The following is a 24,943-nucleotide window of genomic DNA, read 5'->3' as shown; positions in this document are numbered from 1 at the left end:
CCTCCCGAGAATTGCTGTCACCCCCTACATGCCGAGTGCGGTCTCGGGCGTTACACCGGCGAGCATCGTGCGCAGCCGGCGGAGGCCGCGGTGGTGGGCGACGCGCACGGCGACGGGGCTGATGTCGAGCGCCCGGCTCGTCGTGGCGACGTCCAGCCCGACCACGTCGAGACAGGCCACCACCTGGGCCTCGCGCTCGGGCAGCAGGGCCACCAGCCGCCGGGCCAGGTCGGCGCCGGCGACGGACGGGCCGGGGTCGCCCCCGGAGCCTCCGGACCGCTCGACGTGGTCCGGGCCGAGCGGGGTCGTGGCCCGGGCCCGCGCGACCCGGCCGCGGCTGCGGGCCACGTTCCTCGCGATCCCGAACAGCCAGCCGGCGAAGGCGTCCCGGTCACCGCGGAACTCACCCATCCGCCGGGCGGCGGTCAGCCAGGCCTCGGCCGCGATGTCCTCGGCGTCGGTCGCGGCGTCGGGAGGGGCGAGGTGGCGCAGCCAGACCACCAGCCGCTCGGCGACGTCGGCGTACAGCTCGTCCCAGGCCGCCTGGTCGCCGCGCTGGGCGCGCAGGACGAGCTCGTCTGCCTCCCCGCGCACCATGAAGCTCCCTCCCGAGTGGACGCTCCCTCCGATCCTGCGGCCGTACCCACTCCACGTCATGGCGGCACCCGTGGCAAGGTCTGACCATGGCTCGGGACCGTTCTCGGCGGCGTCTCCGCGAGGAGCTGCGTGCCGACACGTCACGGCGCCGGACCGACCCCGAGCTCACCCGGCGGCTGGCCGCGGAGGCCGCCGCCGGCCAGCCGACCGGCCAGCCGACCGGCCAGCCGACCGGTCGGGGCCGGCTCGTCGTCGCCGCCGTGGTGGCCGCCGTCGCGGTCGTGGGCCTGACGCTGGGGATCGCGTCGGCGGCCGGGGTCTCCTGGGCGCCGTGGTCGCCGGACGACCCGGCCCCGACCGCTCCGGCGTCCAGCCCGGGAGCTCCGTCCCCGGGCGGCCCCTCCGAGCGGTCCTCCGGGGGCTCGTCCGACGGCCCGACGAGCAGCCCGAGCGCCCCGGCGGACAGCCCGGCGGACAGCCCGGCGGTCAGCCCGTCCCAGGCACCGTCACCGAGCGGATCGACCGCACCCTCGGGCTCCCCGGCCGGCCCGACGAGGACCCCCCAGCCGTCGCCGTCCGGGCCGCACGTGTCGGTGTCCGCCTCGGCCTCCGCGTCGGTCTCCGCGTCGGTGCCGTAGCCGTCCTGGTCGGGTCGGCCGGCTCGCCGGCGTCAGCCGACCGGCTCGACCTCGGGCGCCGGGACCGGGCGGCGCCGCCACCAGGTGGAGAGCACCAGGCCGGTGGCGGAGTCCCAGAGCCCCCACAGCGCGGCGACCACCACGACCCCACCGAGGTCGCGGAAGAAGCCGAGCGCGAGCACGACCGACAGACCGGTGTTGCGGACGCCGAGCTCGAAGGTCATCGCGCGGACGCTGGGCACCGGCAGCCGCAGCCCTCGGCCGGTGCCGTAGCCGACGAGCAGCGAGATCGCGTTCTGCAGGATGATCGCGACCGCGACGACGCCCGCGTAGTCCTTGAAGGTCTGCAGCTGGCCGGCGAGCGCGCCGACGACGATCAGCAGGAGCAGCACGAGCGCGCCCGGCTCGACGTAGATCCGGGCCCGCTCGGCGAAGCCCGGGAAGCGCCAGGCGACGAGGAGGCCGGCCGTGAACGGCAGCCCGATCAGCAGCGCGATCTCCAGCACCATCTGCCACGGGTCGATCGACACGTCGCGCATCAGCTGGTCGGCCGAGCCGTTGAGCCCGGTCCAGAAGGCGACGGCGATCGGGGTGATCACCAGGGCCACCACGTTCGAGGCCGTCGTCAGCGAGATCGAGAGCGCGACGTCGCCGCGGGCGCGGTAGGTGAAGATGTTCGACAGGTTCCCCGCCGGGCAGCAGACCACCAGGATCATGCCGATCGCGACCGACCCGCGCACGTCGAGCGCCAGGGTGAGCAGCACCGTCAGCGCCGGCATCACGAGGAACTGGGCGACCAGGCCGACGCCGATCGCCCACGGCCGACGGAGCACGTAGGCCAGGTCGTCGAACCGGACGTCGAGCGCGATGCCGAAGAGGAAGAGCGCGATGACGATCTTCATCGCCAGCTGGAAGCCACCGCTGATCTCGATGTGCAGCTGGTCGATGTCGCTCGCCCACGCCATGATCCCCACCACGCGGACAGCATGGGGGACGCGGAGGTGCCGTGACTACGGAATGCGGACCCAGCCGGTCCGCGCGGGGCGCCCCCACCCGAGCGTGTTGCGCGCCTGCACGGTCGCCCGCACCCGCAGACCGGCGGGGAGCCCGGCCACGGTGGCCCGCCGGGCGTCGGCAGCGACGGTGACCACGCGGCCGTGCACCCGGAGGCGGTACGCCGTCACCGGCCGCCCGCGCCCGTCGGCCGGGGCCCAGCGGACCGTCAGCTCCCCCGGGCCGGCGACGACCGACGGTCGCCCGGGCGGGGCCGGCGCGGCGCCGGGGACGACCGACACCGCCACCGGGTCCGAGGACCCGTTCGGTCCGACGGCCCGGACGGTCCAGCCGTAGCTGCGGCCGTTCTCGAGCCCGCCGGCGCGGAACCTCCGGGCGTCGGCGGGCAGCGTCCACCGTTCCCCGGTGTCGGTCCGGGCCACCTCGAACCCGGACACCGTCGCCGAGGTGGTCGGGAGCCGCCACGACAGCACGACGGCGCCGTCGCGCGGCCGGGCCGTCGGGGCGGTCGGCGCCGGCGGCAGCGGGGGGTCGATCGTGATCGCGGTGACCTGGCCGTCGAGACGGAGCGGCAGCGAGGTGCCGACCGTCTCCGCCACCGGGGCGGCCCCGTCGGTCGGCCGGTAGACGGTGAGGTCCTGCCGCGTGTCCAGCCGGAGCGTGACGTCCGCGGGCGTGACCGGGAGCGGCGTCTGCTCCCGCGGGTCGTAGAGCCGCACGTCGCGCCACAGCAGCAGCACGAACCGGCCGTCGCGGCGCTGGGTCAGCAGGTAGCGGGCGTCGGCGGGCAGGCCGTCGGCGGCCACGTCGAGGCTGCCGGGCACGAACGCCGGGCCGGGGTCGGCCAGGAGCGCGAGCAGGTCCTTCATCGCGGTGTAGGCCGGCTTGGGCGAGAGGTCGTGGCGGAGCAGCCCGAAGTGGGCCTCGACGTCGGTGTCGGTGGGGTCCTCGAAGGAGTCGATCAGCTCGTAGGTGTAGACCCGTCGCTCGCCCCGGACCAGGTGCTCGAGCAGGAGCCGCGGCAGGTACGCCGCCGCCACGTCCTCGGGGACGGGGAGGTGCCCGTTGCTGGTGTTGACCGCGTTGTTGTAGCCGGCCTCGGTCGTCACGAGCGGCGGTCCGGGCAGCACCGCGCGGACCGCCTGCGTGATCCGGTCGATCTCGTTCGACGGCTCGTAGCCACCGGGGTACATGTGCGCGTTGGCGACGTCCGCCCACGGCGAGAGGTCACCCACGTCGGCGTAGTTCCAGCGGAAGGCGAGGGCCGGCGAGAGGACCGGCAGGTGCGCCGTGGCCGGGTCCGACTTCGCGGCGTCGTACAGGTCGCGCTGCCAGCCGCGCAGCTCGCGGACCCAGCCGCTCCCGCCGAACAGGTCCCACTCGTTGACGCCCTCCAGGCCCTCGACGGCACCGGCCGGGAGCCGGTCGGCGACGGTGTCGACGTAGTCCTCCGGCGTCGCGCCGGTGCCCGGGCGGCCCATGATCAGGTCGAACCCGATGCCGCGCCGCGCGACGGTCCGGATCGCCCGGTACTGCCGCGGCGCGTCGAGGTAGAGGTCGTCGCGGACGTGCCGCACGCCGAGGTCGACGAGGGCGTCGGCGACCGCGCCCGCGTCGCGGTAGGGCGTGTCCAGGAAGTTGAGGTGGATGCCGACGCCGTACGCGTCGACGACCGAGTCGGCACTGACGGCCGGCAGCGGGGCGATGTCCCGGTGGGCACGGGCGGGCGGGCCGGCGGGCGGATCTGCGGGCGGGTCCGCGGCCTGGGCCGCGGCCGGGGTCAGCAGCGCCAGTCCCACCACCGCGGGCAGGACCAGCCGGTGCACCTGTCGTCGTCCGGGCACAGCACTCCCTCCAGACCAGCGAGCTGGTCCGTACCTCCCCGTCACCGCCATAACGGACGGTGGCCGTTCTTCGTTACGCCGCTCGTGGGAGAGACGGGCCGGTTCGCCTATCTTGACGGCATCCGCGCCGTCGCGATCGGCGCGGTCCTGGCCCTGCACTGGGTGAGCTGGTACGTCCCGCTGTTCCACGGCGGCTCGATCGGCGTCGACGTCTTCTTCGTGCTGAGCGGCTTCATCATCACGACGCTGCTGTGGCGCTCGACCCCCGCCTGGGGCGGGTTCGTCCGCCGCCGGGTGCTGCGTCTCTACCCGGCCCTGGTCGGGCTGGTCGCCGGCTCGGTCGTGCTCTACGCCGCCGTCCCGTGGGCGCCGGACGGCCCGGTCGAGGTCGCCCGCCGCGGGGTCGTCGTGCTGACCCAGACCTCGTCGCTGTGGGCCGCGGACCAGTCGGGAAGCCTGTGGCTGCCGGGGCTCCAGCCGTTCGGCCAGACCTGGTCGCTCGCGGTCGAGTGGTACTTCTACCTGCTCTGGCCGGTCCTCCTGCTCGCCGCACGGCGGCGCGGCTGGAGCCCGGCCCGGCTGGCCCGCGTCTCGCTCGCCGCGGCGCTCGCGCTCTACGCCGCGTCCCTGCCGCTGCCGACCTTCCCCTTCTACTTCGGCCCGACCGCCCGCTCCGGCGAGCTGCTGGCCGGCGCCGCACTGGCGCTGGCCCACCAGGCCGGCGGGGGCCCACGGCTCCCGGCGCGACGCAGCAACGCGGCCGCCGTGCTGGCGCTGGCCGCCATCGCGGCGTACGCCCTGCTCGGCCCCGACGGCCACAGCCCGCTCTACCGGTACGTCGGGGTGCCGGTCGCCGTGGTCGGCGCGCTCGTCCTGATCCAGACCGGGTACGGCGGCACCGCCGGCCCGGTGCAGCGGCTGCTCGCGCACCCGTGGCCGGCGGCGGTCGGCCGGGTCAGCTACAGCCTCTACCTGTGGCACGTGGTGCCGTTCCTGCTGCTCGAGGACGCCCCCGCACCGAAGCTGCTGCTCGGGCCGGTGGCGGTCGCGGCCGCGCTCGCCCTGACCTGGCTGTCCTACCGCTACCTCGAGCGGCCGTTCCTGCGCGGCCGCAGCGACGTGCTGCGCCCCGGGCGGGCGGTCACGCCGACGCCAGCACCCCGGCCTTGACCAGCGCGGTCACCAGGTCGTCGGCCGCGGTGGCGGTCGGGGTCAGCCCGATCCGGCCGGCGACCTCCCACCGGCGGGCGGCGCCGAGGTCACCGGCGGCGTCGACGTCGGCGAGGAACTCCTCGAACGGCCGCCGGTCGAGGTCGACGACCTCGCCGGGCACCCAGTCGAGCACGTCGGGCGGGTTCAGGGCGCGGTCGTAGCGGTCGCGGTCCGGGACGAGGAACGCCAGCGGCCGGTCCAGCAGCAGGTAGTCGACCCAGACGCTGGAGTAGTCGGTGACCAGCCCGACCGACGCGCCGAGCAGGCCGTAGAGCGGGACCCCGGCCGCGACCAGGTCGGCCTCCTCCACGGTGACCGCCCCGGGCCAGCGCCGCCGGTCGGCGTCCATCGGGTGCGGCTTGACCACCAGCTGGAGGCCGCGGGCACGGAGCCCGGCCAGGAGCTCGGGCAGGCCGTCGCGCTCCTCCGCCACCGGGCCGTGGCCGTGCACGCGCACGGCCCCGACCGCACGGGGCCGCCGGAAGGTCGGCATCCACACCACGAAGTCGCCGGTGATGCCGAGCCGGGCCAGCCGCTCTGCGTCCGGCGGGTCCCACAGCCGGTCGGTGCGCGGGTTGCCGGTGAGCAGCACCCGCTCCGGCGGCACGCCGAACACCGCGGCCTGCGAGCGGGAGAACAGCGGCGTGCTGCCGACCAGCCAGGTGCTGGCGATCAGCGCGCCGACGCCGGGTCCGGGGGTGATGTCCTTGGGGCCGTCGCCGTGCCAGACGTTGACGACCGGCTTGCGGGCGACCGGGCGCGGGCTGCCGTAGAGCCCGTGGGTGAACAGCACCGCCTCGGCGCGGAGGTAGGCCCACAGCCCGCGCAGGCTCGCCTTCGGGACGAGCACCAGGCCCTGCGCGGCCAGCTCGGCCACCTCGGGCGGGACCGGGCCGCGGTCGCGCAGCCACACCACGCGGCCGGCGTACCGGCGCACCAGGGCGCGGGCCGTCTCGACGCCGTTGCCCTCGGTCTCGGGGCTGGCGGTGACGACGACCGAGCGGGTCTGCGGGACCACCCGGGACAGCGTCCGCAGGGTCACCCGCAAGGTGGCGAGCACCAGGTCGAGGCCGGCGTTGCGGAGGCTCGACCTCATGCGGGCTCGAGCTCCTCGGTCCGCACCGGCGCCGCATCGGCGAACGGCACGACCGTGGTGGTCAGCAGCCAGCCGATCAGGCCGCCGACGGCGTGGCCGACGCCCCACGCGGCGGCGACCCACACCGTGCCGCGGTCCACCAGCGCCACGGCGAGCACCAGCATCACGACCGTGCTCACCGCCTGCGAGCCGATCATCGCGGCGAGGTTGCCGGTCAGCCGGAGCCGGAGCATCCCCCAGTAGTTGAACGCCGCTCCGACGCAGGCGAGGGACAGCACCCGCAGCGTGGTCGTGCCGCTGTCGACGTAGTGGTCCCCGAAGATCGCGAGGAAGTACGGCGCCAGCACCACCATCGCCACGCAGCCGACCGCCGAGCCGCCGACGATGAGCAGCCCGCTGCGGCGTACGACGGCGTGCCGGCCGGTCCGCGCCCGCTCGGCCTCGGCGTAGGAGAGGTTGGCGACGGCGAGCACGACCGCGTTCAGCAGGGTCGCCACCTGGAAGCTGATGAAGTAGCTGCCGGCGCGGGCCGAGCCGAGGGCGTTGACCACGAGCACCGGGAAGACCAGCAACGGCAGCACGGTGAGCACGTAGGTGACGTAGCCGGCCGCCGCGAAGCCCCGGTTGGCGAGCAGCTCCGGTGAGGGCGCGGGTCGCCGCGGGCCGGGCAGGAAGTGCAGGATCGACCACACGCTGCCGGCGGCGCAGGCCGCGACCGCGAGACCGACCGAGCAGTAGAGGCCGAAGGCGCCGACGCCCGCGAGGGCGAGCGGCAGCCCGACCTTGAGGACGCCCATGAGCACACCGTTGAGCCGGAGGTAGGACCAGATGCGGTCGAGCGCGAGGAAGACGCTGTCGGTGAGGATGTTGAGGGCGGTCATCGCCACCAGGACGGCGAAGAGCGCGATCGTCAGCGGCGAGGACAGCACCTCGGCCAGGCGCGGTGAGGTCACCGGGAGCAGCAGCGCGTAGCCCAGCGCGAGCACCCCGCCCGCCGACACGACGACGAGCGCCGCGGTCACCACGTCGGCCGCGCGCCGGCTGCTGGTCGCCAGCGCCCGCACGATCGCGATGTTGAGCCCGAGCTGCGCGAACATGGCGAGCGAGTCGCCGGCCGCGACCAGCGAGCCGGCCAGGCCGACGTCCTCGGCCGTGGCGAGCCGCGCGGCGACCACCCAGAAGACCGCGCCGGCCGCCGCCATCAGGACCGTGGTCCCGACGACGAGCACCGAGCTGCTCAGCAGCCGGCTCATCGGTACACCCGCGCCTGGGGCGCGTCGTAGAGCAGGTCGAGCCGCTCGTCCACGCGGTGCAGCGGGTAGCGGTAGGTCAGCAGGTCGCCGGTGTAGAACACCGTCGACTCACCGCGGTCGAGGATCTGCCCGTCGACGAAGACGTAGGCGTCGCGTGAGAGCAGGGTCGGGTAGAGCCGGTCCGCGATCGGCGCCCGGTTGTCGCTGAGCGCGAGCATCCGCACGTCGAGGTTGCGGTTGGCGATCAGCCGCTCGTTGGTGCGGTCGGCGTGGTCGACCGCGCCGAGCCAGCCCAGGCCCTCGCCCTCGGAGTCGGTGACGTAGAAGCGGTCGTAGTAGCTGCCGGCGTTCGCCAGGGCCATCCGCTGCTGCGTGCCGGCCAGCACGACCAGCAGCGCGACCGGCACGACCGCGGCGAGCACCCATCGGCGGACCACCATCCACATCCCGGCCGCCATCACCGGCGCCACGACGAGCAGCGTCTGCTGGAAGGCGCGCAGCACGCCGTAGTCGACCGAGAGGTTCGGCACCAGCACGATCAGCCCGAGCGCGGCCATCGAGCCCCAGACCAGCAGGGTCACCTCGCGAGGCGGCGGGTCGCTGTCGTCGGTGAGCCGGCGCCGGCGCAGCAGGCGGAGCAGGCCGAGCAGCAGGAAGCCCTCCATGAGGACGGCGCACGCCACCTTCACCGGCGTCGACGGCTGGGTGCGCACCTCGGGCGACAGCTCGGCCGGCCCCGGGTCCGGGATCACGCGCAGCCGCGGAGGGATCCGCTCGTCGCGGTAGTCCAAGGTGGCCTGCACGAACATGTCCATCCGCTCCTGCGGCGAGGTGTCGTCGCCGAAGAGGAAGTACGAGGTGTCCGAGGAGCCCGGCTCGTCCGACCCGTGGCCGGTGATCGCGCGGACCGTGTCGCCGAGGACCTCGCGCGCGTGGCCGCCGGTGTGGGTGATCGGCCCCGCCCACGCGAGCGTGGCGGCGACGAGCGCCGCGACGACGGCCGGGTGCAGCAGCACCAGCGGCTCGTGCGCGGCGCCGTCGGGGCCCGGCCCGTCACCCCGCCGGCGCCGGACCAGCGCGAGGACGCCGCTGCCGGCCAGGGCGGCCACCATCGCCATCAGGAGCACGTACGTCGTGGAGTAGTGCGAGAGCACCACCCCGACCGACAGCGTGAGCACCAGGGCCCGGGCGGTGCGGGCGGGCAGGCCCCCGGTGGCCGCCCGCTCCGTCACGGCCAGGAGCACCAGCGCCAGGAAGAAGAACGCGACCTCCTGGCGCACCAGGTAGGGCATGTCGGTGAAGAAGGTCGGGAACGCGACCGTGAGCACCGCCGCGGCGATCGCGAGCGGCCGCGGGACGAACCGGCGGGCGAAGAGGTAGGTGAGGACCGGGACGGTCGCGAACAGCAGCTGCAGCAGCCACTTGAAGACGACGAGGCCGGACAGGCCGGTCGTCTGGCTGAGCACGGTGGGCAGGATCGTCACCGAGAGGCAGGCGTTGTAGGCGCTCGGCAGCGCGCTCATCTGCCAGTCCTGCGCGTGGTTCGTCAGCTGGAAGGCGAGGTACTCCGCCTGCACGTCGTGGCCGGTGATCCCCCAGCCGCGCAGCGAGGTGGCGAGCAGCAGGCCGGCCGCGACCAGCCCGATCACCCAGGCGTCGCGGCCGGTCGAGCGGGCGGGCCCGAGCGCCAGCGCCAGCAGGGCGGCGCCGGAGACCACCACCGCAGTGACGGCGACGGCACCCGAGGCGCCGTTGTCGAGGCGGATCGCCCCCGCGACCGACAGCACCAGCGCAGCCACGGCCAGGGTGGGGGCGAGCTCGAACCGGGCGTCGAGCAGTCGCCGGCCGGCCCGTCGCACGCCGCGCCGGGTGAGCAGCGGGACCTCCCGCCGCCACGCCAGCAGGGCGGCGTCCGCCACCAGCCAGGCGACCGCCAGCGGAGCGGGGGCGAGCGGCCGGTCGACGCCGACCCACGGCAGCACGGTGTCGAGCGCGAGGCCGCCCACGACCAGGGCGAGCACGGACAGGCCGAACGCGTAGGGCAGCGCGAGCGCGCGGCTCCGACCCCGCCGGTGCAGCACCAGGGTCGGCAGCGCGACGAACGTGACCAGCGCGAGCGCCGGTCGCAGCAGCGGCAGGTCGAGGTCGAGCGCGACCACCGCCTGCGCGAGCGCCAGCAGCACCAGCGGCACGAGCAGCGGGCCGCGGTGCCGTCGCGGCTGCGGGGTGATGTCGAGGTGCGCGCCGGGCGGCGGGTCCAGGACCGAGGTCGTCCCGGGGTCGCGCTCGAGGGCGTCAAGCACGGCTCACCTCCGAGTCCTCGACGGCGCCCCAGCGCGACAGCGGCAGGTCGGTGGCCTCGGGCCAGCGCAGCAGCACGTCCTCGTGGAGGGCGAGCATCCGCTGGAGCAGCTCCTGCGGGGACCCGACGACCACCGGGTCGAGCGGCTCGTGCAGGCGGATGACCGGGCCGTCGGCGTCCTCCTCCGACGTCAGCACGACGACCGACGCGCCCGTGTCCGCGGCCAGCCGGGCGGCACCGAAGGACCCGAGCACGTCGCGGCCGGCGAACCGCAGCGGCGTACGACCGGGGACGTCGGAGGCGATCGCGACGATCTCGCCGCGGCCGAGCAGGTCGGCGAGCCCCTCGCTGCCGACGGCCGAGCTCACCGCGGTGCCGCCGTTGGCGGTCCCGATCCGGACGTGCTGGCGCAGCCACAGCGGCGCGTCCGGCTCGAGCATGTAGGGGTGGACGACCATGTGTGCCCGCCCGCCCAGCCGGGCGACCGAGGGGAACGCGCCGTCGTAGTAGCCGTGGTGGACGAAGTTCAGGACGACGCCGCGACCGCGGGCCCGGGCGTCGAGCAGGTGGTCGATGCCATCCACCCGCAGGCTGGTGAGCAGCTCCGGGTGCCAGCGCAGCTCCCCGCGGCGCGCCTGGTAGCGGACGTAGGCGCGGGCGACCGCGTCCAGGTCGGCGTCGGGGCGGGTGTGCTCGAGCAGGAACCGCATCTGGGCGCGGGCGTCCTCGCGGACCGCCGGGCGGCGCCAGGCCAGCCGGGTGCGCAGCGACACGAGGGCCGGCAGCAGCGGGGTCGGCACGGCCGCCCGCACTCGCGCGGCCCGCTCCTCGACGTTCATGCGGCCTCCCCCTCGTTCTCCCCGGACCTCGACCCCTCGAGCACCGCCAGGGTCGGCGCGACCCGGCTCTGCCAGTCCCAGCGGGACGGCTCGACCACGGGTGGGTCCAGCAGCACCTCGGCCAGCGCGTCGGCGAGCGCGTCCGGGTCACCGGGCGGCACCAGCCGCCCGTCGACCCCGTCGCGGACCACGAACGGGATGCCGCCGACGTCCGACCCCACGACCGGGCAGCCACAGGCCAGGGCCTCGGCCAGGGCCATCCCGAACGACTCCGACTCGGTGAGCGAGGGCAGCACGGTGACCCCCGCGCGGCGGTAGTGGTCCGGCAGCGCGTCGTGCGGGACCGGGCCGTGCCAGGTCACCAGGTCGGCGACCCCGAGGTCGGCAGCCCGCTTCTGCAGGGCCTCGACGTCGTCACCCCCGCCGACGACCTCGAGGCACGCCTCGGGGACCAGGGCGCGCAGCCGCGGCAGCGCGTCGACCAGCACCTGCAGGCCCTTCCAGCGCGAGGTGCGCTCGACCCGGCCCACGAAGAGCACGCGGCGTCCACGCGGCTCGTCGGTCGGCGCGAACCGCTGTCCGTCGACCCCGGGCGGGATCAGCACCGCGCGACCGGTGCGGTGCGCGAGCGAGACCGGCGAGACCGCGACCAGGGCGGCGCACCGGCGGAAGACCCGCGGCAGCAGGTGCCGCTCGTAGGCGCGCAGCAGCGGATCGACGGCGCTGCCCTTGGCGAGCGAGCCGGAGTGGTAGGTGAGCACGACCGGAGCAGGCGACGTGTACGCCGCGAGGTCGGCCAGCCCCGGCACCGGGGCGTGCGCGTCGACCACCTCGGTGCCGAGCCGCCGCAGCAGGCGCGGCAGCTGCCAGGCCCACAGCGGGTTGACCGGGGTGTTGGAGAGCGTGAACCAGGTGCCGAGGCGCACGACCGGCACCCCGTCGTACGACGTGTGCTCGGTGCGCCGCGCGCGGCCGGTCGTCACGACGGTGACCTCGTGGCCGGCGTCGCGGAGCGTGCGGGCGACCCAGGCGGCGTACTGCTCGACCCCGCCGGGCTCGGGCGGGAACCGCGGGGTGACGACCGCGACCCTCACGACCGGCTCCGTGGCGCCGGGCCCGAGCAGCGGGCGTGGATGCGCCGGTCGACGTCGGGCAGGTCGACGGCGACCTCGAAGCCGCGGGTGCCGGGCCGGGGCAGCACGCGGGTGGTCCGGGTCGCCTCGCCGGGGTCGGTGGTGACGGTGCCGGTGTGCCGCTGCGCGCCGACGGTGAGGACGTAGCGCAGGTCGCGGGCGCGGTCGAGGTGGCTGTCGACGTCGAAGGAGACCCGGACGGCGTCGCGGTGCCGGCCCGGCACGGAGGCGCAGGTGACGACGGTGCCGTCGGCGGCGCGGGCGAACGCGAGCGCGACGTACTCCTGCGGCCGGTGGGTGGCCGAGAGCGCGAGCTGGGCCCGCACGCCGGGGACGAGCAGGGTGAGCACGGCGAGCACCCCGACCGCCAGCGCGGTGACGGGGACGACGCGTCGGAACCTTCCCTCCCGTGGCACGACCGGTCAACGCGAGGGGTGCCGCGACGGTTACGCGAGGTCATACTCACCGCGTGACGCTGTCTGAACCAGTGCGGACCGAGCGGTCGCGGGCCAGGGCCCCGCGGGTGCTGCATGTCGCCCACCAGGTGCTCCCCCACGTCGGCGGCCTGGAGACCGTGGTCGGCGCCGAGACCCGCGAGCTGGTGGCGCGCGGCTGGCGGGTCACGGTCGTGAGCGGTGCCGGCACCGTCGGGCCCGGCACCCGCGACGAGGACGGCGTGCGCGCGGTCCGGGTGCGGGCGTGGAACGGCCTCGAGGAGCGGTTCGGCGTGCCGTTCCCGTTCTTCTCGCCGTGGCTGGTGCCGGTGGTCGGCCGCCAGGTCCGCCGGGCCGACGTCGTCCACGTGCACGACGTGCTCTACCTCAGCAGCTGGGTGGCCGCGGTGTGGTGCGTGCTGCTGCGGACGCCGTACGTCGTGCACCGGCACGTCGGCTTCGTGCACCACTCCTCGGCGCTGGTGCGCCTGGTGCAGCGGGTCGTGCTCGGCACGCTGGGCCGCTTCGTGCTCGCGCGGGCCGCCGCCGTGCTCGCGATCGACGAGCACGTGGCGACCGGGCTCCCGCGGGCGGAGGTGGTCGGCAACGGCGTCGACACCGACCGGTTCCGGCCGTCGCCGCGGGCGGTCGGCGAGCAGCCGGTCGTGCTGTTCGTCGGCAGGTTCGTCCCGAAGAAGGGCTTCGACGTCGTCGCCGCGGCCGCCGCCGACGACTACGTGATCGCGTTCGCCGGCGGCGAGCGGCCGCCCGGCGTCGACGACCCGCGGCTGCGCTTCCTCGGCGCGGTCCCGGCCGAGCGGATGCCCGCCGTCTACGCGGACGCGGACGTCATGGTGGTCGCCTCGGTCGGCGAGTGCCCGCTGACGGTCCTCGAGGCGATGGCCTCGGGGCTGCCGGTGCTGCTGCGCGAGGACCCCGCGCTGCACTCCTCGTGGACCGAGGGGCCGTGGACCGAGGGTCCGTGGCCGGGCACCCCCGGCGTCCGGTTCGTCGACCTGGCCGCCGGTGACCTCCCCGCCGCGCTGCACGACCTGGTCGCCGACCCGGACGAGGCGCGGCGGATGGGAGCCGCGGGCCGGGCCCGCGTCGAGACGGCGTTCTCGTGGGACGCCCACGTCGACCGTCTGGTCGAGGTCTACCGCCGCGTAACCCGAGGTTCACTGCGGCGTTAGCGAGGTCAATATGGCGATCTCGGGACCATCGACCATGTCAGGGGTCTCGTATGTCCTGGGCTGAGCGCTACCGCATCGCCGCCATCGTGCCGTGCCACAACGAGGAGGCGTCGGTGGCCACCGTCGTGGCCGACCTGCACGCGGCGGTGCCCGGGATGACGGTCTACGTCTACGACAACGCCAGCACGGACCGGACCATCGAGCGGGCCCTCGAGGCCGGTGCGACCGTCTGCTCCGAGCCGCTCAAGGGCAAGGGCAACGTCGTGCGCCGCGCGTTCGCCGACATCGACGCCGACATCTACCTGCTGATCGACGGGGACGACACCTACGACGCCGGGGCCGCCCCGGAGATGATCGAGCGGCTGGTCACCGAGAACCTCGACCAGGTGGTCGGCGTGCGCCAGGGCTCGGCGTACCGCACCGGCCACCTGCTCGGCAACCAGGTCCTCAACCGCATCGTCTGCGGGATCTTCGGCGACACGATGGGCGACATGCTCTCGGGGTACCGCGTGTTCTCCCGCCGCTTCGTGAAGAGCTTCCCGGCCGTCTCGCGGGAGTTCGAGATCGAGACCGAGCTGACCGTGCACTCGCTGGCGCTGCGGATCCCGTCGGCCACCGTCGACGTCGACTTCACCGACCGCCCCGAGGGCTCGGAGTCCAAGCTGCGCACCTACCGCGACGGCTGGAAGATCCTCAACGTCATCCTCACCCTGACCCGGCACGAGCGACCGATCCAGTTCTTCGGGATGGTCGCAGCGCTGCTCACGGTGGTCGCGGTGGGGCTGGCCGTCCCGGTGCTCCAGACCTACCTGGCCATCGGCATGGTGCCGCGGCTGCCGACGCTGTTCGTCGCGTCGTTCCTGGTGCTGACCGCCTGCGTGCTGTTCGTCGCCGGCCTGGTCATCGACGGGACCCGCAAGGCCCGCCACGAGGCGAGCCGGCTGGCCTACATGCGGCACCCCGCCGTTCGCGGCACCTACGTCCGCGAGCCGTTCCGCACCGACGAGCTCGCGGCGCCGGTGACCGTCGTCCCGACGCCGCGAGCCGGCTGACCTCAGGCCTCGATCGCGGTGCGGCTCTCGTCACTCGCGCCGGTGCTGACCTGGATCTTGCGGGGCTTGGCCTTCTCGGCGACCGGGACGACCAGGCGCAGCACGCCGTCGGCGTACGCCGCCTCGATCCGGTCGAGGTCGAGGTTGTCGCCCAGCACCAGCTGACGGCTGAAGACGCCGCGTGGCCGCTCGGAGGCCAGCGCCTCCCAGTCGCCGTTGCGGGCCACCCGCTCGGCGCGGACGGTCAGCACGTTGCGCTCGACGTCGAGGTCGATGCTCTCCTTGGCGACACCGGGCAGGTCGAACTCGATGACGAACCGGTCGCCCTCGCGCCACGCGTCCATCGGCATGACCGCGGGACGGTTGGTGGTGCCGAAGATCTGCTGGGTGAGCCGGTCGAAGTCACGGAACGGATCGGTGGTGCGCAGCAACATCAGATGTCCTCCTGGTTCTCTGCCGGGGACCCGGGACCGGGTCCACACCTGAATTGGCGGATACATATTTGTTGTACCGCGAAGATGAGGCAAGATCAAGTCATGAGCACCAGATCCGCGACCAGGAGCTCGCAGGGCGTGTTCGCGATCTCGGTGGCGGCCGACATGGTCTCCATGGAGATCCAGAACCTGCGCGTCTACGAGCGCCGCGGGCTGCTCGCGCCGGACCGCACCGAGGGCGGCACCCGTCTCTACAGCCCCGACGACATCGAGCGCCTGCACCGGATCCGCGAGCTGCTCGCCGAGGGGCTCAACCTCGCCGGCATCGCCCACGTGCTCTCCCTCGAGGACCGGGTGCAGGTCCTCGAGGCCCAGGTCGCCCGGCTGCGCCGCCGCTGACCTGCGCCTCCCGCGCGGCTCAGGTGTCCTTGGTCTGCACGGCGACGCCGTGGCCGAGCTTGCTGTGGCGGTAGCCGTACGCCGCGTAGATGACCACCCCGATGAGGAACCACACCGCGAACCGCAGCCAGGTCTCCGGCTGGAGCTTGGTGATCAACCACAGCGAGAAGGCGATGCCGAGCAGCGGGGTGAACGGCATCAACGGCGTCCGGAAGGTGCGCGGCAGCTCCGGCGAGCGGTAGCGCAGCACGATGACCGAGGCGGAGACGACGACGAACGCGAGCAGGATCCCGATGTTGGTGAGCTCGGCGGCGTCGCCGATCGAGACGAAGCCGGCGATGCCTGCGGCCACGACACCGACGATCCACACCGGACGGCTCGGCGAGTGGCGGTCGTTGGTCTTCGCGAACCAGCCGGGCAGCAGGCCGTCGCGGCTGATGGCGTACCAGACCCGGGACGCACCGAGGGTGAACGAGAACAGCACGGTGATGATGCCGACGATCGCGCCGACCGCCACCACCTTCGAGAACCCGCTCAGGCCGACGGACTCGAAGGCGGCGCTGAACGCAGCGCTGTCGGCCAGGTCGCGGTAGTCGACCATCCCGGTCAGCACGGTCGCCGCGAGCAGGTAGAGGACCATCGCGATCGCCAGCGACAGGATGATCGCCTTGGGCATGTTGCGCTGGGCGTCCTTGGACTCCTCCGCCGCGGTGCTCATCGCGTCGTAGCCGAAGACCGCGAAGAAGACGGTCGCCGCACCCGTCGCCGCGCCGCCGATCCCGTGCGGGAAGTACGGCGTCAGGTTGTCGGTGTCGATGTAGAACGCCCCGACCGCGATGACCGCCAGCACGATGAGGAGCTTCACGCCGACCAACCAGGTCTCGATGCGGGCGCTGGTCTTGATGCCGCGGTTGAGCAGCCACGCGACCCCGAGGCACAGGAGCACCGCGAAGAGGTCGATCCGGTGCCCCTCGCCCGTCCCCGGGGCACCGAGCATCCAGGCCGGCAGGTCGAGCCCGACCGCGTCGGCGAGGAACCCGATGTACTGGGAGACCCCGATCGCGACGACCGCCACGATCGCGGTGTACTCGAGCAGCAGGTCCCACCCGATGAACCACCCGACCGACTCGCCGAGCACGGCGTACCCGTAGGTGTAGGCCGATCCGGCGGCCGGGATCATCCCGCCGAACTCGGCGTACGACAGCGCGGCGCACGCGCTGGCGACGCCGGCGATGAGGAACGAGATCGTGACCGCGGGCCCGGCGTCCTCCTTGGCGACCGGGCCGGCGAGGGCGAAGATGCCGGCGCCGATGATCGCGCCGAGGCCGATCGCGGTCAGCTGCCAGAGGCCGATCGAGCGTTCGAGCCCGCTCTCCCCGTCGTCGGGCTGGACCGGCTTGCGCCGGAAGATGCCGTGCTGCGCAGGGACCCGCCGGGCTGCTTCTGACTCGTGGACGGCCATGGGCGTCTGTACCCCGCGCCGACCCCGGTCATTCGGGTCCACCGACGTCCGGAACCCGCTACGTTCAGGCCCCGTGAGCACCCACGCCGCAGCCCGGGGCCGAGCCGCCTCGCTCGCGCACGTCGTCCTCGCGTACGTCGTCGCGTTCGGTCTCGCCGCCGCCTGGCTGGCCTGGGGGCCGAGCACGGGCCGGCTGTGGCTCGACGGGCTGGTGGCCGACGTGATCGCGACGCTGGTCGTCTTCGCCTTCAGCCAGCTCTACCGCAACTCGAGCTTCTACGACCCCTACTGGAGCGTGCTGCCCCCGCTGCTCGCCCTCTACTGGTGGAGCCAGGCGACGCCGGACGTGAACCAGGTGCGCTCCTGGCTGGTGATCGGCGTCATCACGGTCTGGGCGGTGCGGCTGACCGGGAACTGGGTCTACACCTGGTCCGGGCTGCACCACGAGGACTGGCGCTACGGGATGCTGCGCGAGAACCGCAGCAAGCCGCAGGCGTTCCTCGTCGACCTCTTCGGGATCCACCTGGTCCCGACCTTCTCGGTGTTCCTCGGCATGGTGCCGGTCTACATCGCCGTCACCCGCCCCGGCCGCCCCGTCGGCTGGCTGGACGTGGTGGCGGTGGTCGTCGGGCTCGGCGCGGTCGGTCTGGAGCTCGCGGCCGACATCCAGATGCACCGCTTCGCCCGCACGCGGGTGCCCGGCCAGGTCCTCGACACCGGGCTGTGGGGCTGGTCGCGCCACCCCAACTACTTCGGCGAGATCACCTTCTGGTTCGCACTCGCGATCTTCGGGCTCGCCACCTCGCCGTCGGACTGGTGGTGGATCTTCGGCGGCGCGGTCGCGATGCTCGTCCTGTTCCTGGCCGCGAGCATCCCGATGATGGAGAAGCGCAGCCTGGAGCGCCGGCCGACCTACCAGGACGTGATCGACCGGGTCCCGATGCTGGTCCCGCGACCGCCGCGTCGCTGAGCTACCGGTTGCGCCACCACACCGAGGCGTTCAGCGCCGTCGCGAACCCGGTCCACGCGACGTAGGGCGCCAGGGCCGCCGCGGCCGTCCGGTCGTGCCGGGCGGCCTCGCGCAGGAGGGCGACGTTGAGCGCGTCGAGGCCGAGGATCACCGCGAGCCCGGCGGCCGGCGACTGCCGGGCGAAGAACACCCAGCACCAGCCGGCGTTCGTGGCGAGGTCGGCCGTGGTGAGGGCGAGCACCCGCCGTCCGTCGGCCGCGGAGGTCTCCTGCGCCGCGGCGAGCGCGCGGCCGGTCCCCCACCCGATCAGCCCGTAGAGCGGGGTCCACACGAGCGGGAAGGCGGCCCCCGGCGGCTGCCAGGCCGGCTTGTCGAGCGACTCGTACCAGTCGCTCTCGGGACGGGTGCCGAGGCTGCCGGCCACGGCGGCAGCTGCGGTGAGGGCGGCGGTCAGGAGTCGGGGTCGCATGACCCCAGCCTGCCCCCGGGGTGGGCGGGCCGGGTGGATACGGTGAAAGCGTGCCCGAGGTCGCGATCGCCACTCCCAACGAGGCCGCCGCCGACGCCGGCGAGGCGGTCGCGCGGGCGGGCGGCAACGCCGTGGACGCCGCGCTGGCCGCGGCCCTGGTCACGATGGTCAACGAGGTCGGCCTGGTCTCGCTCAGCTCGGGCGGGTTCGTCACCGTCCAGCCGCCCGACGGCGCGACGCCGTACACCGTCGACGGCTGGATGGACATGCCCGGCCGCGGCCGCACCCTCGGCGGCGGCACGTGGGACGTCCACACCGAGTACGGCGGCGGGGTCGACGTCACGATCGGACCCGGCTCGGTCGCGGCGCACGGGTCGGTGGCCGCGCTCGAGGAGGCGCACCGGCGCGACGGCCGGCTGCCGTGGCGGGAGGTGGTCGCCCCGGCGATCGACGTCGCGCGCGGGGGCTTCCGGCTGACCGCAGCGTCGCGCTACTACCTGGAGTACGTGCACGACTCGATCTTCGGCTGGGACGAGGTCAGCCGTGCCACCGTCCACGACGACCGGGGTGAGCTGATCACCGAGCCGATCGTCGTTCCCGACCTGGCCCGCTCCCTGGAGCTGATCGCCGCGGAGGGCGCGGCGACGCTGCACACCGGCGAGCTCGCCGCGCTGATCAGCAGCGACGTCCTCGAGCGCGGCGGCATCCTCGGCCCCGAGGACCTGGCCGCGTACGCGCCGGCGGTCCACGAGTCGCTCTCCACCCAGGTCGGCGGCTGGACCCTCTCGACCACCCCGCCCCCCTCGGTGGGCGGGGTCTGCGTCGCCGCGATGCTGCGCCTGCTCGACGGCCGCCCGCACGACGGCTGGTCCGAGGAGGACGTCGAGCTCATGGTGCGCGTGCAGCGGGCCGTGCTCGGCCACCGGCACGCCGTCCTGGACGTCTCGCCGGAGCTGGCGGCCGAGGCGGCGGCGTACCTCGACCTGGTGGACCGCTCCTCGCTGACGATGCTGGAGTCCGGCTCGACCGCGCACTGCTCGGCGACCGACTCGGCGGGCGGCGCGTGCGCGGTCACGGTGTCGTCGGGCTACTTCTCCGGGATGATCGCGAAGGGCACCGGGATCTGGCTCAACAACACCCTCGGCGAGCAGGAGCTCAACGGCCGCGGCCTGCACGGCCTGCCGCCCGGCTCGCGGCTGATGTCGAACATGGCGCCCACCGTCGGCAGCCACACCGACGGCTCGGTCCTCGCCATCGGCTCCCCCGGCGCCGGCCGGATCGCCACCGCGGTCGCCCAGGTGCTGGCCGGCTTCGCCGGCGGGATGGACCTGCGGGAGGCGGTGCACCACCCGCGGGTGCACGTGCACGACGCCGGCCGCCCCACCGAGGTCGTCAAGCGCGAGAGCGAGGAGGGGCTGACCATGTACTACGGCGGCGTCGCCGCCACGCTCCGCCGGCCCGACGGCCGGATGGTCGCCGCCGCCGACCCGCGCCGCGAGGGCGCGGTGCGGGTCGTGCGCTGAGCCCCCCTAGGCTCGAACGCATGACCCTCCTCGACGCTCCGCCCACCTCTGCTCCGCGGACCGTCGCCCGGGTGGTCCTCGGCGCCGCCCTCGTGTTCGCCGGCGTCAGCCACCTGACCTTCGCGCGGGAGGACTTCAGCGCGCAGGTCCCGGACTGGTTCCCGGTCGCCGACGACCCGGTGGTCGTCGTCTCGGGCGTCGTCGAGATCGGCCTCGGCGCCGCCCTCATCGCCTTCGGCCGCGGCCGGATCGGCGTCGGCCTGCTGGTCGCCGCCTTCTTCGTCGCGGTCTTCCCCGGCAACATCGCGCAGTACGTCGACCACGCCGACGCGTTCGGGCTCGACACCGACCGCGCCCGGTTCGTCCGACTGTTCTTCCAGCCGGTGCTCATCGTCTGGGCGCTCTGGTCGACCGCCGCCTGGCGAGACCGGCCCTGGAAGTCCAGCTGACGGCTCGCGCCGCGACGTCAGGCCGCCTCGGGAGGAAGCGGGGTGTTCACGAGCTCCTTCAGCCCCGGCACTGCACGACCGGCCCGCAGGAACTCATCGACGACCGACTGGTCGATCGACACTCGCTCCGCGAGGACGGTCGCCAGCGACGTCAACCACACCTGAAGCGTCCCCAGGCCGAGGCCGCGGGCTCGGAGCAGGTCGGATGCGGCGTCGCACCGATCGGCATCGAGGACGACGAAGATCGGACGGCTGCACCCGGCGCTCGTCCAGGTCAGGATGGCGAAGCCCGCACCTCCCTCCCGCCAGTAGATCTCGTCCCATGCGGCGGCGGCCTCGACCAGAGCACTCACCCGCGTGTCTGCGACGAGCTCACTGACCGCGCGGTCGACCACCGGACCGCACTGCCAACGTGTGTCCGGCGCGAGCCCGGCCGGCGTGAGGGCAGCGAGCACCACGCCTTGGCCCAAGCGGACGACACGGTCGGGCAGGAGGTCCGCCGCGGCTTCGACCACGAGGAAGGTGGCAAGGGCGTCCTTCACCTCCGTCGAGACCTCGGACCAGGCATGCCCGGCCTCGGCCTCCTCGAGGCCGTGGCAGTACTGGTCACGCAGCGAGCCCCAGATCTCGCTACCGGACTCGCGCGAGAACTCATCAACGGCGGCCCCCACCTCCAGGATCAGGCGCTCCAGAGCGGTCACCCGGCCCACTTCGCGCGCAGCAGAGAGGGCTACGGCACGGGCGTAGCTGATCGGGAGCCGCTGGTTGGCAGCGGTCACGACGTAGTCGACGACGTCGCGCCACTGGACCGGGGTTGCGATCCAGAGGCGCGCCGCCTTCCCGAGCACTGACGGAGTCCGCGGACCGAACCGCTCATCGCAATCCCACCTCGGCTTCCGAGGGAGCTCCCACCCGGGTGGCACCGGCCGGGGCTCGCTTCCGACCATGAGTACGTCTTGGGCGTAGGTCGATTCGGCTGCCGCACGTGCCGCCGGGTCCATCGATCTCGGCGGTCCCACAGGCGGGCGACGCAGTGACCACGAGATCGGTAGCACCGGGGCGTCGCCCGCGCCGAACGCGTCGACCGACGCGGCGTCGACCGGCGCACCGATCGAGAAGTGCGCAGTGACGAAGCCTTCGTCGTACTCCTCGGTCCACGAGTCGCCTACCGACAGACGCCCGTCGAGCAGCCGCCACGCCAGCTGGTTGAGGATCAGGCAGCAGTCACGCGGACTCAACTTCCAGTCAAGGCCCGGGTCGTCACCACGCGTCGGTCGCGCCCACAGATGCAGCTCCGGCTCGCCGACCGCCGCGAGGCCCTCGGTGTAGGCGAAGTCGCTGCCCGTGCCGTCTGGGTCGAACACCGACGTGACCAGCCACCAGGGCTCCCGATCGTCGTCCACCTCAGGTCCCATCTGTCCTCCTGTGCGCGAGGTCGCCAGCGTCCCCTCCACCGGGCCTTTGCGGAAGACGCTGCTGCCGGCCTGTGGATGAGGTCCGTGCGACTCCGCTGGTGTCGCGGTCAGGCCGCTCGGTAGGGCGGGGTGAGGTGCCAGGTGATGCGGCCGTCGCCGGTGCGGGGTGGTGGGTGCCAGGCCGGTCTTCGGGTGACGGGGTCGATGGTGAGCGTCCAGGCGGTCTGGTGGGCCACGGTGTGGTGGTGGCGGCAGAGCAACGCCAGGTTGTCGAGGCTGGTGGGTCCGCCGTCGGCCCAGTGGATGACGTGGTGGGCGTCGCAGGCGCTGGGGAGGCAGTGGCAGCCGGGGAAGGTGCAGTGCCGGTCGCGGGCGATCAGGGCGAGCCAGATCGCGGTGGTGACCAGGCGTCGGGTGCGGCCGACGTCGAGGACCTGGCTGTGGGTGCCGAGGACGAGGGGGATCAGGTCGGCGTCGCAGGCGAGCCGGCGGACCGCCGCTGCGGAGAGTGACTGGTCGCCGGGCAGTCGACCGGTGGCGTGGAGCCGTCCACGGAGGTCGTCGAGGGCGATGGTGACGGTGAGCCGGGGCCGGACCCCGTGGGTGGTGGGGACGAGGTCGGCGCCCTGGAGGCGGCGACAGGTCTCGACCAGGGCGTCCCACAGGCGGGCGCCGGGTTCGCGGGGGTCGCGGCCGTCGTGGGTGCAGCCGGGGTCGGGGCAGGTGGTGCCGCGACGGCCGGCGGGCAGGTCGGGGGCGATGCCGCCGCAGGCGCCGGGGTCGGTGGGCACCGGGACGGCCAGGGGCAGCAGCGCGGCCTTGACCTCCTCGACGCTCTCGGCGTCGGCGTAGCCGCTGATCCGGACCCCGCCGAGCTCGTCGGGGCTGAACCCGAGGAACCGGGCGTGGTGGGCGGCGCGCTCGGCGCGGGGCAGGTCGAGCTCGCGACCCAGGAGGCGGCCGTCGGGATCGATCTCGGCGATCACGTCGGGCCAGGCGCGGTCCAGGTCGGTGGCGTCGAGGTCGCGGGCCTTGTCCAGCAGCACCCGGGCGGCCGCGGCGCGGACCGCCTCGACCCGGGGCAGCTGGCCCACCCGGCGGGCGATCACCCGGGCCTTGGGCTCCGAGAGCCAACCGTCCGCCAGGCCGTCGCGGACGTCGGGGAGGTCGCGCAGCGCGGCCGCGACCCGCAGCAGCCCGCCACCGGCGCCCTTGCGGCCACCCGACACCGTGGTCAGGAAGTCCTTCGTCGAGGCCCACCCCAGCCCGACGGTGGCACCGGAGGTCTCGAGCCGGTCCGCGACCTCCAGTCGGGCCGCGTCCAACCGGGCCCGGACCCGCTCCAGCTCCACCATCACCCCCGGCAGCTCGCCCGCCGGCACCTCGTCCCAGTCGACCCCGACCAGCGCCGCCACGGCCGCGCCGACGCCCTCGACCGCGGTGGTGATCGCGAGCTCCCGAGACATGTCGCGAGTCTACTCGAACACCTGTTCGATTACAAGCCCATCGTCGACGCCGCCCTGCTCCTGCAGGAACCTGCAACCGGACGGACGCGTGCCGACCCTTCTCAGGCGGCCTCCGGCCCTGTTGGATGGTGCATCCGTGCCCGACCGGGCGCGGGTGCACCACTCTCGGGAAGGATCCACCATGGTCCGCATGTCCATCCGGCGACCCGCCACGGTCGCCACCGCGACCGCCGGCGTCCTCGCCGCCGTGCTCGTCTCGGTCACGAGCCCCGGCGCCACTGCGAAGCCGGCCCACCCCCACCAGCCGGCCTCGACGCCGGTGCCGATCGCCACCCCGGACGGCGTCGTCTCCAGCTACCTGCTCAACGCGCGCGCCACCAACGCCAACCAGGTCCGCCGCGTCCAGCAGGCGGTCACCGAGGCCGGCGGCGTGGTCGTCCAGAGCTGGCCGCAGATCGGCGTGGTGGTCGCGCACGCCACCACCTCGTCGTTCCGCACCGACGTGGCGCGCTACGCCCGCGGCTCGCTGTACTCCGTCGGCGCGACCCGCACCGTGCCGGTCACGGAGGGCACGCCTGCCGTGAGCGCCAAGAAGGCTCGCAGCGGCCGCTCCGAGGCCACGACCGCCGTCACGCCCGACCCGCGCGAGGGCGAGCAGTGGGACATGCGGATGATCAAGGCCGACCAGGCCCACGAGGTCACCGACGGCAGCCGCAGCGTCCTGGTCGGCGTGCTCGACAGCGGCATCGACCCCGACCACCCCGACCTCGTCGCGAACATCGACACCGCGGACTCGGTCAACTGCAGCGACGCCGGCAAGCCGGACACGTCGCCGACCGGGTGGTACCCGACGACCAGCGACCACGGCACCCACGTCGCTGGCACCATCGCGGCGGCCCGCAACGGCGTCGGCATCGTCGGCGTCGCGCCCAACGTGCGGATGGCGTCGGTCAAGGTCGTCAACGACGACGGGTTCATCTACCCGGAGTACGCCGTCTGCGGGTTCATGTGGGCCGCGCTGCACGGCATGGACGTGACGAACAACAGCTACTACGTCGACCCCTTCATGTTCTACTGCTCCGACCAGCCCGACCAGGCCGCCGCCAAGGAGGCCGTCGACCGTGCCGTGCAGTGGTCGATCGACAAGGGCGTCGTCTCCGCGGCCGCGGCCGGCAACGCGGCGTACGACCTGGCGAACAAGACGACCGACTCCACCAGCCCCGACGACGGCACCCCGGTGGACCGGACGATCAACAACAAGTGCCAGGACATCCCGACCGAGCTCGACGGGGTCGTGACGGTCTCGTCGCTGGAGCAGTTCGCGGCCGGCTCGACCGAGAGCCGCCTGTCCGGCTTCTCGAACCGCGGTCTCGGCGTCATCGACGTCGCCGCCCCCGGCTCGCGGATCCTGTCGACGATCGTCAACAACAACGGCTACGGCCTCAAGAGCGGCACCTCGATGGCGTCCCCGCACGTCGCTGGCGTGCTGGCCCTGATGAAGTCCGCGCACCCGTCGTGGTCGCCGGCCACGATGCTCGCGAAGCTGCGCGCCGAGGCCGACGACAAGGCCTGCAGCGCGGCGACCGCCGGTGCCCCGTGCGTCGGCCCGGTCACGGACAACAGCTACTTCGGTGAAGGCGTCGTCGACGCCCTCGACGCCGTCCGCTGAGGTCCTCGCCACCCAGACCAACGGCCCGCAGCTCCCACTCGACCGGGGGCTGCGGGCCGTTGACTTTGTGGCCGGCGTGC

23 protein-coding genes are annotated in these 24,943 nt (G+C 74.0%); 9 read left to right on the top strand and 14 right to left on the bottom strand.

Features of this window, described 5'->3' with window-relative positions; translation table 11 throughout:
• Positions 1-24: 24 nt before the first annotated feature.
• Positions 25-657, bottom strand: coding sequence for an RNA polymerase sigma factor (locus ACILQ5_RS13155; protein ID WP_395658461.1), 633 nt, complete (start codon positions 655-657; stop codon positions 25-27).
• 26 nt (positions 658-683) lie between these two features.
• Between ACILQ5_RS13155 and ACILQ5_RS13150 the strand changes: the two genes are divergently transcribed.
• Positions 684-1,235 carry a hypothetical protein gene (locus ACILQ5_RS13150; protein WP_395658460.1) on the top strand — a complete coding sequence of 184 codons (552 nt, stop codon included), beginning with the start codon at positions 684-686 and terminating at the stop codon, positions 1,233-1,235.
• 32 nt (positions 1,236-1,267) lie between these two features.
• On the opposite strand, the gene ACILQ5_RS13145 is transcribed toward ACILQ5_RS13150, so the two are convergent.
• The gene (locus tag ACILQ5_RS13145; protein ID WP_395658459.1) at positions 1,268-2,212 is read right to left on the bottom strand and encodes a bile acid:sodium symporter family protein; all 945 of its coding nucleotides are present in this window, start codon (positions 2,210-2,212) and stop codon (positions 1,268-1,270) included.
• A 33-nt stretch (positions 2,213-2,245) separates the two neighbouring features.
• Positions 2,246-4,093, bottom strand: a complete 1,848-nt coding sequence (locus ACILQ5_RS13140) for a fibronectin type III domain-containing protein (RefSeq protein WP_395658458.1) — start codon at positions 4,091-4,093, stop codon at positions 2,246-2,248.
• A gap of 84 nt (positions 4,094-4,177) precedes the next feature.
• Here ACILQ5_RS13140 and ACILQ5_RS13135 point away from each other — a divergent pair, with 84 nt between their 5' ends.
• Positions 4,178-5,263, top strand: a complete 1,086-nt coding sequence (locus tag ACILQ5_RS13135) for an acyltransferase family protein (RefSeq protein ID WP_395658457.1) — start codon at positions 4,178-4,180, stop codon at positions 5,261-5,263.
• Here the strand turns inward: ACILQ5_RS13135 and ACILQ5_RS13130 are convergent.
• Genes ACILQ5_RS13130 through ACILQ5_RS13105 form a run of 6 tightly spaced genes read right to left on the bottom strand, consistent with a single transcriptional unit; the run spans position 5,235 to position 12,344 of the window.
• Positions 5,235-6,401: a CDP-glycerol glycerophosphotransferase family protein gene (locus ACILQ5_RS13130; RefSeq protein WP_395658456.1), complete on the bottom strand. Its 1,167-nt coding sequence runs from the start codon at positions 6,399-6,401 to the stop codon at positions 5,235-5,237. The genes ACILQ5_RS13135 and ACILQ5_RS13130 overlap by 29 nt on opposite strands.
• A complete protein-coding gene (locus tag ACILQ5_RS13125) occupies positions 6,398-7,654 on the bottom strand; it encodes a lipopolysaccharide biosynthesis protein (RefSeq protein WP_395658455.1) in 1,257 nt (418 codons plus the stop codon). Before ACILQ5_RS13125 ends, ACILQ5_RS13130 begins: the two co-directional genes overlap by 4 nt.
• Complete coding sequence (locus ACILQ5_RS13120) at positions 7,651-9,957, bottom strand: hypothetical protein (RefSeq protein ID WP_395658454.1); 2,307 nt, start codon at positions 9,955-9,957, stop codon at positions 7,651-7,653. The genes ACILQ5_RS13125 and ACILQ5_RS13120 overlap by 4 nt, the downstream gene beginning before the upstream one ends.
• Entirely contained in the window at positions 9,950-10,795 is an 846-nt protein-coding gene (locus tag ACILQ5_RS13115) for a hypothetical protein (protein ID WP_395658453.1), read from the bottom strand. Before ACILQ5_RS13115 ends, ACILQ5_RS13120 begins: the two co-directional genes overlap by 8 nt.
• On the bottom strand, positions 10,792-11,889 hold the full coding sequence (locus ACILQ5_RS13110) for a glycosyltransferase family 4 protein (RefSeq protein ID WP_395658452.1): 1,098 nt from the start codon (positions 11,887-11,889) through the stop codon (positions 10,792-10,794). The genes ACILQ5_RS13115 and ACILQ5_RS13110 overlap by 4 nt, the downstream gene beginning before the upstream one ends.
• Positions 11,886-12,344 carry a hypothetical protein gene (locus tag ACILQ5_RS13105; protein ID WP_395658451.1) on the bottom strand — a complete coding sequence of 153 codons (459 nt, stop codon included), beginning with the start codon at positions 12,342-12,344 and terminating at the stop codon, positions 11,886-11,888. The genes ACILQ5_RS13110 and ACILQ5_RS13105 overlap by 4 nt, the downstream gene beginning before the upstream one ends.
• A gap of 53 nt (positions 12,345-12,397) precedes the next feature.
• Between ACILQ5_RS13105 and ACILQ5_RS13100 the strand changes: the two genes are divergently transcribed.
• Entirely contained in the window at positions 12,398-13,555 is a 1,158-nt protein-coding gene (locus tag ACILQ5_RS13100) for a glycosyltransferase family 4 protein (protein WP_395658450.1), read from the top strand.
• Positions 13,556-13,605: 50 nt separating this feature from the next.
• Positions 13,606-14,607: a glycosyltransferase family 2 protein gene (locus ACILQ5_RS13095; RefSeq protein ID WP_395658449.1), complete on the top strand. Its 1,002-nt coding sequence runs from the start codon at positions 13,606-13,608 to the stop codon at positions 14,605-14,607.
• Between the two features lie 2 nt (positions 14,608-14,609).
• Here the strand turns inward: ACILQ5_RS13095 and ACILQ5_RS13090 are convergent, their stop codons facing one another.
• On the bottom strand, positions 14,610-15,041 hold the full coding sequence (locus ACILQ5_RS13090; RefSeq protein WP_395658448.1) for an Hsp20/alpha crystallin family protein: 432 nt from the start codon (positions 15,039-15,041) through the stop codon (positions 14,610-14,612).
• 102 nt (positions 15,042-15,143) lie between these two features.
• Between ACILQ5_RS13090 and ACILQ5_RS13085 the strand changes: the two genes are divergently transcribed.
• Positions 15,144-15,440: a MerR family transcriptional regulator gene (locus ACILQ5_RS13085; RefSeq protein WP_395658447.1), complete on the top strand. Its 297-nt coding sequence runs from the start codon at positions 15,144-15,146 to the stop codon at positions 15,438-15,440.
• A 19-nt stretch (positions 15,441-15,459) separates the two neighbouring features.
• On the opposite strand, the gene ACILQ5_RS13080 is transcribed toward ACILQ5_RS13085, so the two are convergent.
• On the bottom strand, positions 15,460-16,902 hold the full coding sequence (locus ACILQ5_RS13080; RefSeq protein ID WP_395658446.1) for an amino acid permease: 1,443 nt from the start codon (positions 16,900-16,902) through the stop codon (positions 15,460-15,462).
• A gap of 73 nt (positions 16,903-16,975) precedes the next feature.
• Between ACILQ5_RS13080 and ACILQ5_RS13075 the strand changes: the two genes are divergently transcribed.
• Complete coding sequence (locus ACILQ5_RS13075; protein ID WP_395658445.1) at positions 16,976-17,872, top strand: DUF1295 domain-containing protein; 897 nt, start codon at positions 16,976-16,978, stop codon at positions 17,870-17,872.
• A 1-nt stretch (position 17,873) separates the two neighbouring features.
• On the opposite strand, the gene ACILQ5_RS13070 is transcribed toward ACILQ5_RS13075, so the two are convergent.
• Positions 17,874-18,341, bottom strand: coding sequence for a TspO/MBR family protein (locus tag ACILQ5_RS13070; RefSeq protein ID WP_395658444.1), 468 nt, complete (start codon positions 18,339-18,341; stop codon positions 17,874-17,876).
• Positions 18,342-18,391: 50 nt separating this feature from the next.
• On the opposite strand from ACILQ5_RS13070, the gene ACILQ5_RS13065 reads away from it, so the two are divergent.
• Positions 18,392-19,864, top strand: coding sequence for a gamma-glutamyltransferase (locus ACILQ5_RS13065; protein ID WP_395658443.1), 1,473 nt, complete (start codon positions 18,392-18,394; stop codon positions 19,862-19,864).
• Between the two features lie 20 nt (positions 19,865-19,884).
• Positions 19,885-20,313, top strand: coding sequence for a hypothetical protein (locus ACILQ5_RS13060; RefSeq protein ID WP_395658442.1), 429 nt, complete (start codon positions 19,885-19,887; stop codon positions 20,311-20,313).
• Between the two features lie 17 nt (positions 20,314-20,330).
• Here the strand turns inward: ACILQ5_RS13060 and ACILQ5_RS13055 are convergent, their stop codons facing one another.
• Positions 20,331-21,728, bottom strand: coding sequence for a hypothetical protein (locus ACILQ5_RS13055; protein WP_395658441.1), 1,398 nt, complete (start codon positions 21,726-21,728; stop codon positions 20,331-20,333).
• A 107-nt stretch (positions 21,729-21,835) separates the two neighbouring features.
• Complete coding sequence (locus tag ACILQ5_RS13050; RefSeq protein ID WP_395658440.1) at positions 21,836-23,194, bottom strand: DUF222 domain-containing protein; 1,359 nt, start codon at positions 23,192-23,194, stop codon at positions 21,836-21,838.
• Positions 23,195-23,384: 190 nt separating this feature from the next.
• Here ACILQ5_RS13050 and ACILQ5_RS13045 point away from each other — a divergent pair, with 190 nt between their 5' ends.
• The gene (locus ACILQ5_RS13045; RefSeq protein WP_395658439.1) at positions 23,385-24,863 is read left to right on the top strand and encodes a S8 family peptidase; all 1,479 of its coding nucleotides are present in this window, start codon (positions 23,385-23,387) and stop codon (positions 24,861-24,863) included.
• Positions 24,864-24,943 lie beyond the last annotated feature (80 nt).

The sequence above is a fragment of the Nocardioides sp. genome (assembly GCF_044226305.1).
Taxonomy (GTDB): Bacteria; Actinomycetota; Actinomycetes; order Propionibacteriales; family Nocardioidaceae; genus Nocardioides.
Note: the sequence above shows the minus strand (reverse complement) of the source record. Positions and strands in the feature narration are given on the sequence as shown.

Coding starts and splice junctions, on each gene's coding strand:
- ACILQ5_RS13155 (WP_395658461.1), bottom strand. CDS start 657: ATGACGTGGAGTGGGTACGGCCGCAGGATCGGAGGGAGCGTCCACTCG.
- ACILQ5_RS13150 (WP_395658460.1), top strand. CDS start 684: ATGGCTCGGGACCGTTCTCGGCGGCGTCTCCGCGAGGAGCTGCGTGCC.
- ACILQ5_RS13130 (WP_395658456.1), bottom strand. CDS start 6,401: ATGAGGTCGAGCCTCCGCAACGCCGGCCTCGACCTGGTGCTCGCCACC.
- ACILQ5_RS13125 (WP_395658455.1), bottom strand. CDS start 7,654: ATGAGCCGGCTGCTGAGCAGCTCGGTGCTCGTCGTCGGGACCACGGTC.
- ACILQ5_RS13115 (WP_395658453.1), bottom strand. CDS start 10,795: ATGAACGTCGAGGAGCGGGCCGCGCGAGTGCGGGCGGCCGTGCCGACC.
- ACILQ5_RS13095 (WP_395658449.1), top strand. CDS start 13,606: ATGTCCTGGGCTGAGCGCTACCGCATCGCCGCCATCGTGCCGTGCCAC.
- ACILQ5_RS13090 (WP_395658448.1), bottom strand. CDS start 15,041: ATGTTGCTGCGCACCACCGATCCGTTCCGTGACTTCGACCGGCTCACC.
- ACILQ5_RS13085 (WP_395658447.1), top strand. CDS start 15,144: ATGAGCACCAGATCCGCGACCAGGAGCTCGCAGGGCGTGTTCGCGATC.
- ACILQ5_RS13080 (WP_395658446.1), bottom strand. CDS start 16,902: ATGGCCGTCCACGAGTCAGAAGCAGCCCGGCGGGTCCCTGCGCAGCAC.
- ACILQ5_RS13070 (WP_395658444.1), bottom strand. CDS start 18,341: ATGCGACCCCGACTCCTGACCGCCGCCCTCACCGCAGCTGCCGCCGTG.
- ACILQ5_RS13060 (WP_395658442.1), top strand. CDS start 19,885: ATGACCCTCCTCGACGCTCCGCCCACCTCTGCTCCGCGGACCGTCGCC.
- ACILQ5_RS13055 (WP_395658441.1), bottom strand. CDS start 21,728: ATGGGACCTGAGGTGGACGACGATCGGGAGCCCTGGTGGCTGGTCACG.
- ACILQ5_RS13050 (WP_395658440.1), bottom strand. CDS start 23,194: ATGTCTCGGGAGCTCGCGATCACCACCGCGGTCGAGGGCGTCGGCGCG.
- ACILQ5_RS13045 (WP_395658439.1), top strand. CDS start 23,385: ATGTCCATCCGGCGACCCGCCACGGTCGCCACCGCGACCGCCGGCGTC.